General features: G+C 66.2%; 3 protein-coding genes. 2 read left to right on the top strand and 1 reads right to left on the bottom strand.

Annotated elements, in window-relative coordinates:
* The first annotated feature begins 7 nt into the window (after positions 1-7).
* Positions 8-3,835: a tetratricopeptide repeat protein gene (locus tag B0F77_RS04790; protein WP_158102600.1), complete on the top strand. Its 3,828-nt coding sequence runs from the start codon at positions 8-10 to the stop codon at positions 3,833-3,835.
* A gap of 7 nt (positions 3,836-3,842) precedes the next feature.
* The gene (locus B0F77_RS04795) at positions 3,843-5,243 is read left to right on the top strand and encodes an AfsR/SARP family transcriptional regulator (protein WP_086661544.1); all 1,401 of its coding nucleotides are present in this window, start codon (positions 3,843-3,845) and stop codon (positions 5,241-5,243) included.
* Between the two features lie 52 nt (positions 5,244-5,295).
* Here B0F77_RS04795 and B0F77_RS04800 read toward each other — a convergent pair whose 3' ends face one another.
* Complete coding sequence (locus tag B0F77_RS04800; RefSeq protein WP_245847831.1) at positions 5,296-11,232, bottom strand: hypothetical protein; 5,937 nt, start codon at positions 11,230-11,232, stop codon at positions 5,296-5,298.
* Between the last annotated feature and the right edge of the window lie 191 nt (positions 11,233-11,423).

Below are 11,423 nucleotides of genomic sequence, written 5' to 3' on the forward strand. Positions count from 1 at the left end.
GAACCCGGTGGATCTGAGAGTGCTGGGGCCTGTGGAAGTACGCCGTGCCAACGGCGAGCTCATCGCCCTGGCACCCAGGGTGCACGCCCTCCTGGTGGTACTTCTGCTGCATCTGGGCGAGAAGGTCAGCGACAAGCAGATCAAGGACTTCGTCTGGGACGGCGAAGAGCCGGTCAAGAACACCATCTCCCGGTACGTCACGAAGCTGCGCGCGGTTGTGCGCGACCTCGATCCAGCGGCGAAGCTCGTTCGTGCCGGTGGACTGCTGAGCCTGACGTTGTCCTGCCCGGACGTGGTCGACCTGTACCGCTTGGAGAGGCACCTGAAGGCGGCGGATGCGGCTGGCCAACCGGAAGTCGTGCTGGCCGAACTGGCAGCCGCGACGGCAGAGTTCCGCGGCGAGCCGTGGGCAGGTCTGAGCGGCGGTGCGCAGCTGGAGGCGGAACGCAATTCCCTCGTGAAGCGGTGGAAGAAGGCGCACCACCGCAGGATCCAGCTCTTGACCACCCTGGGACGTGGCACGGAGGCGGCGGACGAACTCGACGGCTGCCGTCGCCGCTGGCCGCACGACGAGCAGTTCCAGCCTCGGGCGAGCAGCGACGGAACTGCCGATGCCGGGGTCGGCTTGACGCCGTTGCTGTTCGAGCCCGACTACGTCCTCGGACCCGAGCCGTTGCCCAGCGCACTGCTGCAGGCCGAGTACCGGGTCGTCGGCTTCGACGAGGTCGACGACCACCTGTCGCGGCTCAAGGCCTGGTTGAACGGCTCGGACACCGTCGACCTCAGACTGATCACCGGACCTGGCGGGCGCGGCAAGACGCGTCTCGCCCACGAACTCGTCCGGTTCGCCGGCCGCACCGGATGGACAGCAGGCCTGGTCCGCGAAGACGCGCCGCCCAGCGCACTGGACCAGGTGCTCGCGGAAGCGACACCCGTGCTGTTGGTGATCGACTACGCGGAGGGCCGTGCTAGTGAAGTGACCGCCGTGGTGCGGGCGGTACTCGCACGCACGACGAAAGCGCGAATCCTGTTGCTCGCGCGTTCCGTCGGGGTGCTGCCGACCACCGTCCGCAGGGACAAGGACGCTCGAATCGCCAAGCTGCTGACGAAGATGGTGGTCGAACCGGTGCGGTCGCTGCCTGCGGGCCAAGGTGCCCGGCGCCGGTGGTTCGACCAAGCGGTGCGCGCCTTCACGCCCCATCTGACAAGAATCCCGACCGGTGAGGTGCATCCGCCTGCCGATCTCGACGACGAGCGGTACGACCGGATGCTCGACGTCCACGCCGCCGCGCTGGCGGCGGTTCTGGACGCGATCTCCGGCTGGTCGAGCACTCGAACCGATCCGCTGGACCGAGTGCTGGATCATGAACGACGCTATTGGCTCCGTTCCATAAAAGCTCACGGCATCGCGCAGGCGACCACGCGCAGACTCAACGCCGTCATATCGGTGGCGACGCTGTGCGGCGCGGCCACCCCGGAGGACGCGGACCGGCTGCTGGGATCCCTGCGCACCTTTCAGGGCAAACCAACGGAGCTGATCGACACCTATGCTGACTGGGCAGGGGCGCTGTACCCAGGCCCTGCCGCGCTGAACCCGCTACGCCCTGACCGCCTGGGTGAAGATCTCGTCGTCGAGTTCCTCGGCACCCGCGCAGCGGTAGCTTCCCTTGCGGGTGTGCTGAACGAAGGGCAGGTCCTCCGTGCGATCACAGTGTTGGCGCGGGCGTCATCACGGCACGACGGCGTGCTGCAGCACCTGCTCGGGTTGATCGAACCGGACAAGGTGCACCGGCTGCCGGTCGCTGTCGCGGTCGCCAGTCAGGTGGAGAGCCCGCAGCTCGTCGAGGCGATCACCGAGCTGACCGGTTCGGATACTGCTCTGACCGAGGTCGTCATGGACCGGCTGCCGCACCGGAGCCTCGCGCTCTCGGTCTTCGCAGCCGCGCAGACGAAGGTGCTCCTGCAACTGCAGTTGCGGCACGAGCACGTCGACAACGAGTTCGTCGCGGAGGTGCGGCAGAACCTGGCGCTGCGGTTGCTCGACGTCGGCGAGTTCGACGAAGCGCTTGCGCTGGCGGGGCAGGCGGTCGAAGGTTATCGGGCGTTCGTGAGACCGACCTTGGACGACCAGGTCGCCTTGGCGGTCTCCTTGGACACCCTTGCTACGGCGTACGCCAAGCTCGGCATGCACACCGAGGGCATTGCGGCGGCAACAGAGGCCGTCGAACTGCTTGAGCAACTGCTTGAAGGGGGCCAACCCGGTCGCACCTACAGCCGGCAGCACTTGAAGCACCGGCATGCCAGCACATTGGTCAACCTCGGCATCCTGCTCGACGCCGACGGAGCACCGGAAGAGGCGCTGCCACGCATCGAGCGCGGGGTGGACGAACTGCTCGAGTTGGTGCACGCCGACCACCCCGGCGCTCGGGCCGATTACGCGAACGGCCTGCAGAGCCTGGGATCGTGCTGGGCGGCCATCGGCTGGCGGAAGGAACATCTCGCGGCCTGCACCACAGCGGTGGACATCGTGCGCGAACTCGATGCCGAAGCCCCCGACGTTCATCGAGGAGACCTCATCGGGCTGCTCGGCACCCTGGCCGGTGCGCACGCCGAGCTCGGGCAGACCGAGCTGGGCGTCGAGGTGGGCGAGGAGGCGGTGACGCTGGCCCGCGACCTGGTCCTGCGCTACGGAAACGCGCACGACGTGTTGCTGGCCGACGCCCTGACCAACACCGCTTCGTTGTACCGGCAGACCGGACGGTCCGAGGAAGCGCTGGACCACGCCACCGAGGCCGTCAAGCTCTTCCGCGCCCTGGCGACCAGGCAACCGGGGGAGCACCTCGCGGGTCTCGCGAGCGCCCTCTACAACCTCGGGATCGACCTGGCCCGCACCGGCCGGACCGAGGACGCCCTCGACGCCTACGACGAAGCCGCGGAGGTCTACCGCAAGCTGGCCGGACCGCGTCCTGACCTGTTCGAGCCTGATCTTGCGGACGCGCTCGTCGGTCTAGCGGACACGCTGTCCGACCTGGACGAAGAGTCGCAGGCCCTGGAGTTGGCGGACGAGGCCGTCGAACTGCTCAAACGCGCCATGCGCTCGGAAACCGCAGCTCTCCAGGAAAAGTTGGCGGCCGCGCTGCACACAGCTTCCGCTGCCGCGTTCCAACTCGATGATCTCACCCGCGCGGTCCCAGACGCGATGAAGGCGCTGGAGATCTACCGGAACCTGATCGCAACCAGGTATCGCGAGCCTGACGGCGACTTCGTGCGAATCCTTCGACATGCGGCTCGAACCGTCGAGGCGGACGGGCAACACGAGGTCGCCTTCGAGCTGTATCAGGAAATGATCGCCTTGCTCCGTGAGGCGGTGGAAGAAGGAGGTGACGTCGCGAACGAGTTGGAGCACCTGGCCGTAGCGTGTCTCAACGCCGGCGTGTGCGCGGCGAACCTCGAAGACCTCGCCACCACGGCGAGCCTTACTGCGGAGGCCGTCGAGCACCGACGCGCGCTGCTCGATACCGAGTTCGGATCCGTTGTGCACCTGGCGGAAGCGTTGACCAACATGGCGCACACACAGGTCGACCTCCAGCGCTACCACGAAGCTCGAGAACTGGCGCGAGAAGCAGTGACGATGCTGTCAACGCTTGAGGATGACGACCGGACCTCCTACCTCGTGTCCGCACTCGTCGCCCAGGCGTACGCGACGATCGAGGACGACGAGCGCGGTGCAGAGCTTCTATTGCAGCGAGCCATGGACGTGGCTGCCGCCGACGAAGACCTGCGTGACGAGGTGACTGAAGCCTCCACCGAACTCGGCTTCGAGCCGGAGAGTTGAGTGATCTGTGGAGCTGCGCATTCTCTCGGACGTGCAGGCGATCCACGCGCTCCGCGGCCCGCTGCCGCTTACCCCGACGCGAAAGCTGCTCCTGGGCGCACTGCTGAGCGATCCGAAGAGGACGATCGACAAGACCCGGTTGCTGGAACTACCCCCGAACGGCTGGCAGAAGAACACCAGGGACAAGGCGATCAGCGACCTGCGGACCTTTCTTGGAGAGAACTTCGATGGGCAAGCAGATCTGATCGGCACATCCGGTACTTTGCGCCTCGACCTCGCGGACCCCGAGGTCCTCGACTACCACCGCTTCCGGCGTCTGATCCAAGAGGCACGTGCGGCCAAGGGCGAGCCCGCACTGCTGTTGCTCAACACCGCGCTCGAGGAGTGCAGAGGCACACCTCTCGGGGCCCTCGACTCCCCGCTCATCGACAGCGTCCGGCGCCGAATCGACGAGCAACAGCGTCAAGCATGCCTCGATCGTGCCGAACTCCGTTTCGAACTCGGCCAGCACGTCAAGGCACTCGACGAGGTCCTCGAGCAGCTCACCGCATGGCCGGAGGACGAGCGGCTGATCCGGATCCTCGCGCGCGCACTGGTGGCGGTTGGCAGGAGATCTGACGCCTCGAAGGCGTTCACCGAGTTCGACAAGGCCCACAACGCCACCGTGGACCTGCGCAACGACGTGACGCGGATCCTTGACTCGTCGATGACGTCCACTGCAAACCTTCGAGTCTTGCCGGAGAGGTCCGCTCCTGGCCTGAACGCCATCGGGACGATCACAGCATCGACTACGGGTGGGCATTTGAGGCGGCGCGATCTCGCACTGGGGTGGGCGTTCGTCGTGGTGATGCTGGCGTTCACAACGTTGATGTCGGTGCGCGATTGGCCCTCGATGAGCGCTCCGCAAGCCAGCACCAAGGGAAACGACTCCGTCACGGGCACTCTGCCTGAGAGCGGCATCAAGCCGCCCGCGCGGCCGCCGATGGTGCTGGTCTATCGGTTTGGCGACGAGCCTAAAGTCGCAGCAGGTCGCAATACCGGCCAAGACCACACGTGGATCGTGGGCTCTGACGGCAAAAAGGAGCTCGAAACCGTCTTTCGAACGTCCTATCCGAACGAACCAGTCGAGCGAATCGTGGGTACGTTCGAGATGAGCATGCAGTCGCCGTGCCCGCCAGTGGCCTTGATGCACTGGTCACTGCTCGTCGACGGAGAAGAACGGGCAAGAGGATCCCTCCACTTCCCAGCCTCTGGAGGAAACCTGGCCGCAGACATCGCGAGTGTTCCCAGGGATCTGCGGATTCGGCTTGCGTTGGACAGTCCTATCCCGTTCGACTCTGCCACACCGTGTGATGACGTACAGGTCACGTTACGGGACGCGACCGTGATCCCACTGCAGCCCAAGTGACGGTCAGACCGTCACTTGGGCTGCAGTGGGATCACGGATCGGAGCGGGCGGGCTACTGCTCAGTTGGTGCTTCGTTGTCGCGGACGGCCTTCCAGGCGGAAGCGAACACCGGCTCCGGCATCCACCTGCCATCGGTGGAGCGCTCCTCCACCACGTCCAGGAACCGCAGCAACTCGACCAGGCGGCTGCCAGTGCGCCCGCCTTCGTCGAGCAGTTCGACCATCTCCTCCGTCGTCACCGGTCCGTCGTACTCGACCAGCTTGGCGAATGCGGCCTCGGCAACCGGGTTACCGGCCATGCCGACCTCTTCGATGAGCTTGACCGCGTATTTGCCGCTGGTCACGCCGGCGGTCAGGAGTTCGCACACGCGTCGTGCACTGCGACCCACTGCGACGAGTTGGGCGGCCTCGTCGAGCAGTGTCGGCCAACCCCCGGTCGCGTCCATCAGTAGCTTCTGACTGGCGGCGTCGCTGAACCGCGAGACCTTCTCGTTTTCCGACACTGCCCAGGAACGCAAGCCGTCAGCTGACAATCGGCGCATGGCGATGACCTGGTCCGTGAAGCCTGCCAGGTCCGGCGCATCGGAATGGGTGAAAAGGTCACTGCTGCTCGCGTCCACCAGCGCCACCACCGTCCTCGTCACGCCGGCACCCGGCATCATGTCGAGAGCCTGCTGGAGGGCAGCGGTGGCATTCTCCAAACGGGTCCCGGACAGGTCCGATACCACGACTCGGTGGAGGTCTCCTGCTGTGCCACCGGTGAGTTCCTTCCGGAACCTCGCGGGGCTTCCCGCCTTGTGGATGCTGAACCGCGCACCGATCCGATCGGCCTCCTCGTCCAGGAGCAACTGGACCTGGTCGATGCCGACGGCCGGGGTGCCGACGACGAGCAGCAACCGATTGCTCCGCTCGATCACCGTCGCGAGTTGCCGTTCCGTCAGCGGCGAGATCGATCCGTCCCTCAGGGTGCGGCGCACGTGTTCGGCTGACAGGCGGGTGACCTTGTCCTTCCAGTTCTCCCCGCACAGTTCGTCCTCGATCGTCTCCCTGGTCCCCAGGAGTCGCAGGACGTTGCTGGACCGCAACCGCCACCGGCCGTTCCGCTCCGACAGGACACCCAACCCACTCATCTCGGAGAGCAATGAGCGGAACTCGTCCGGGCCTCGGTGCGGGAACCCGTCGGGCCACCACTCGTGGCACGCGTCGCGCAACGTGTTGGTGTCCATGGTGTGGTCGGCGCCGTTGTCCAGCGCGTCGAGCGCCACGATCAAGGCGATCAGCTTGTACCGCGAGTCGAGCTCGAGGGTGAGCTGGACCGTCTCCCTCACCTTGCGCTGAACGGTGTCCGAGCCGATGACTCGTTCGAGGTCCTCGTCGCGAATGAGGTAGTCCGGCCCTCTGGTGCCGCGGCGGCTCAGCGACTCTCGCACGAGGGCGTCACCGACGAGCTGCAACAACTTGGGTTGGTAGTTGCAGTAGGCAAGTACTCGGTGGACGAGTTCGTCGGATTCGAAGGTGATGCCGAGGGTCTCCATCGGGGTGAACATCAGGCGGTACGCGGGGTCCGGAGACAGCGGACCAATCACGATGGGGTCACCGAAGTGGGCCCCGGCCAAGGGTTGGTTGGGCAGGTGCGCAAACCGCTGAACCTGGTGCAGGCCCGCGAAAACCGGCTTGAAGCGCCGCTTCGTCGTGTTCATCAGTTCGCGCAGCCTGGTCGTGTGCCGGAAGCCGGTCTTGGCGTCCGCGTCGAAGAACATGTCGCACTCGTCGAGCAACAGCAGCAGCCGTCGGCTCGGGTTCGCGTCCAGCCAGGCGGTGACGGCCGCCTCGACGAACTGGGCGCTGTCACGTCGGCGGCGCTGCAACGGGACGATGCCGCGCTGGTCGAGCTTGTCGGCGATCATGCTCCACAGGTCGTCCACCTGATCCGTGGAACCGAAGCCGACGGGGAGGGACAGGTACACGGCTACGCGTTCCGGCACGAGCTCGAACTGACGTGCCGCTGCTTGAAGCAGAGCCGACTTACCCAATTGCCGGCCGCCGTACAGGAGGCTGGTCCCGTAGTCGTCGATGACCTGGTGCAACTCGTGCCTGCGCCCGAAGAACATCTCTTGCGGGACGTTGCCGATCGCATGGGGGTGATAGGGGTTCGTCGCCGCGAACGGCAGCAGGATGCGTTCGGTCGTCGGGAACTGGCCCCCTCCGGTCGTGGCCAGGTAGGCGATCGCGGCATCGTCGAGCACCATGATCGCTCGATCCGGCTGGTCCGCGCACGCTTTCGCCAGCAGGTTGCGCTGGTCGACGGTCATGGTGCCGAACAACGTGATCAGGATGGGGTCCGTGGTCGCGTCCTGCGCGATCCAGGTGAGCAGAGTCTGCGCGTCCTGGACCCCCCAGCACATCATGATCTTCAGTTTGTCGTCGGTGCGCGACCCGAACGCCGGCATCAACGCCTGGGGCATTCGCTTGAACCCGGTCAGCTCGAGCCACTTGCGGTTCGGAGCGAAGGTCAGCTTGTACGGCTGCCGCTCACCGGTGAACTCGATGCCGGCCAGACGCAAGGCCGAGGCGAAGACCGACTTCATCCGGAAGTTGCGCCGATCCCGAGCGGTCTTCATGCCCACCCACTGGCGCAGACCTTCCTCCGCGGCGGTCCGGGCAGCGTCCGACAGATGGCCGAACTCCAAACCGCGCGCCGATCCGCCACGTTCTGCCGCCTGGACGATGTCGTCGTCCACACCGGTGCCGAACGACCGGGCCACGGCCAGGAACGCCGCTCGGTGCCCTGACACTTCTGCGGTGGGAGGTTCCCCGCCTGCCAGCGCGTTGAGCAGGTACTCCTCCGCCGTGGCCAGGTCACCGGCGTCGATGCACGACTTGATGGTCTCCGCCGCGTTGTCAGCTACCCGGCCGGCAGCGGTGTTGAGCTCCTGTTGCACCCGCGACCACAGGGCGGCTTTCGCTTCTTCGGCGAACCTGGGCAGGTCCTCGGCGATGCCGGTGAGCTGGCGGCGCACCGTTCCGAGATCATGACGTTCGACCTGCGCGGCTTCCAATGCCGCGATCACTTGCGCGTACTCGGTCGTGCCGAGCTGTCCCAGCCGCGCTGCCTTGTTCACCTGGGAGGAGATGTCCTGGCGCAACGCGCGGAGATCTTGACGAGAGCGGGTGATGCCTTGCTCCAGCCGGTTGGACATCTCTTCCACTTTCACCGGGTCGGCATCGGTTCCGTCGTCGGCGATGACGTCCACAACTGTGCGGGCGGCGACGTAGTCCTCTTGCGCGAGCCGGTCGTCGAAGGCGTTCACCCAGCTGTTGGCGACGGCGGTGACGATGTGGTCGACCGTGATGTCGTCCAGAGGCACCAGCTTGCTGTCCATGCGCAGCGACGAGCTACGCAGCAGGTCGCGGTTCAGCACCACCACCGGGTCGGGTTCAGTCCCGATCAGGCTCTTGCCATCGAGCAACTGAACGCTGCGGGTGAGGCTGGCCAGGCACGCGCCTGCGGACCCCGCCAGCACGGTTTCCGCGTTCATCAGCGTGCTCAATTCAGCCTTGGCCGGCACGAACTCCCTGCGGACAGCGGTGCGCAGTTCGGCCAGCTTCGACGGGATCGGTACCCCTTCGCCCTCCGCACTCGCCTCCGAGCGCACCGCGTCCACCCAGCTGCCGACGACCTCGAGGGATTCCGTTGCGTGATCCAGCAGGCGTCGACGGGCGGACCCTTCCAGGGGGCGGCCGCTTGTCCCGCGCAGCTCCTCGTCATCGCTGCGCAGTTGCCGGGCGAGGTGCTCGCGCTTGAGAAGCTTGCGCAGTTGAGCCGCGACCACGTCCACCTGTTCTCGCCGATCACTGGCGGCGGTCTCGAGCAAGGCGCCGATCAAGCCGTTTGGCGACCACCAGCTGTCGACAAGCTGGTTGGCGCGGGCGAACCGGATGGTGCGGGGCTTGGTGCGCTCGCGGCCCGCCTGCGCTGCGGCGGTTTGGATGTCGTTGTCCGCACCGGCGATGGGGGCCAGCGCCTTCAGTGTCTCGCTCCTCGACAGGACGCCGCGGGCGGAAGCCGTACCGATGGCGTCGGTCAGCCGGCTGACTGCCGGGAGCTCGTGCAGGCTGGCCGAGAGGTCCTTGACGACCTCTCCGGCTGCCGGATCAGCGGTCACCAGGGCGGCTCGAACCGTCGCGGCCAACAGCAGGAGCTGCGCCGGGCGGTCGCCGTCGAAGGAGTGGACCCGCAAGTCGTCGAGGGCGTTGTGGAACTCGATCGCCGTGGGACCGGTCTCGCTGCGGACTGCCTCGCTCAACGTGAACAGCAGCAACGCTTTCGCGGTAGCGGTGGATCCCGCCGCGCTCGCCGCGTGGTGAGCCAGACCGTACTCGTGAGCTTGCAACAGCGAGGCAATCCGCTCTTCTGCCCCGCTCGCCAGAGCGTCTTCTTGAGCTTCGGACGGGATGCCGATGACGAGGTCGTCGGAGACCGCGGCCTGCTCATCGGCGGAATTCTCGTCGTCGGAGCGGCACTCAGGTGCCTCGTTGCCGTCGCGCGGCTCCAAGTCGAGCACCGAGGGAGAGAGGGCGTCGGCAGGAACTTGCGCTGCCCCTCTCCATGCGCTAGCTGGGGTGACGACGTCGCCGGACTCCGCCGCGGCGGGTTTGGACTGCTGTGGTGATGACAGTAGCTCGCCGGGTTTCGTGAGCAGCGGATGCGGTGGCTCAGCCACTGCCACCGCCATGTTGTCGTCGGGGGTTACCGGCAAGTCGGCGTGGTCGGGAGGGTCGACCTGTGCGGGCGCCTGGTGCGCGTCGTTCGAGATGGTGAGCTGATTCATGAGAGCCATGACCAGGATCGGCGCGAGTTCACCCGGCAGCCGCTGTTGCGCCAGACCGTGGCACTCCATTGCCGCTGAGGTGTCACCGGCCGAAACCACGTCGATGAGCCGAAGCAGCGCAATCAGTCCATCGGCACGATTGCGGAGGGCCTCATCCCAGGGATGTGCGTGCAGCAGCTCTGCAGTGAGCGTTGTGACCTTGTCCAGAACGTCAAGCGATGCCTCGGGTCCGGTGACGTCGATCAAGCGTCGGAGTTCGTCACGGGTTCCGCTTTCTGCTGATGCCGCGGTGATCGCCACGCCTAGCGCGTCGAGCAACATCCCGCAGTTCTCGCCGTCCGATGGCTCCTTCGCGGTGTCGAAGCCGAGATGCGCGTTCTTGTCGCGGAGGAGCGGTTTCACCCGGTCGACGACGGCGTAGAGCGTGTGGATGGGCTCTATGCGCTCGAACGCCGGCAGCCGTCCCTGCGCCAAGTCATGGGCGAACAGCTCCGCCCGCTGCCGGGCAGCGGTCAGCGCCTGCTCGAGCTCCTCGGCCGCGACCACCAGGTCGTCAAGGCTTACGGGGAGGAGCTCGGCGCGCTCAGATTGCGGTTCACCGGAGTCCACCAGAACAGCAACGGTGTCTTCCTCGGAATCGGACAGCTCACCAGCGCTGTCGACTGCGGTGCGCTCGCACTCGTCCAAGCCGAGCCAGACTCGTTCCAGCTCCCGGCACGCTGCGATGACACTGCCGACGACCTCCGTCGACCACGTCGGCAGCGCGAGACCCGCGTTCAAACCGCATCGCAGGGCGGCGACCAACGCCGGCGTGTCGTACCAGTGGGTGACGACCACCAGCCGGTTCGCATTGATCTGTGAAGGATCTTCGACCAACGCTTTGGACAGGGAGTCGTCATCCTGGTCCTCCAGCCAGCGCTCCATCGCGACGGACACACCGCGCAAAGCCGAGGTGGAGAAGTAGCGCACGTCGTGCAACCGCTGCTCCGGCGTTCTGGCGCGGACGCGGTTCAGACCCATCGTGGCCGTGGCCGTGGCGAGTCTCCTCGCCCCAGGAATCTTGAGAGCGCTCAGGAACTCCGTCCGCCCGGGATTTGGCATCCGCCACACCAGCTCGGTGAACTCTTCCGGCCCGATGACCTCCAAGGCATCGTTCACCGGGTCGCCCAGGCGTTCCAGTTGCGCGGCGACTTCCGCTTCGGCAGTGAGGAGTGCCTTGGTCGCGGGTCTGGTTGCCTTGGCGGCAAGGCGGAGGAAGCCGTCTGATGTGCACACCGGTGGCTGGTTCTGATTTCGAAGGCGGCGGGAACGACTGGACATGTGGGGCCGGCTTTCTCGTTAGCGGTGTT

Source organism: Lentzea kentuckyensis, from assembly GCF_002150765.1.
In the GTDB taxonomy this organism is placed as follows: domain Bacteria; phylum Actinomycetota; class Actinomycetes; order Mycobacteriales; family Pseudonocardiaceae; genus Lentzea; species Lentzea kentuckyensis.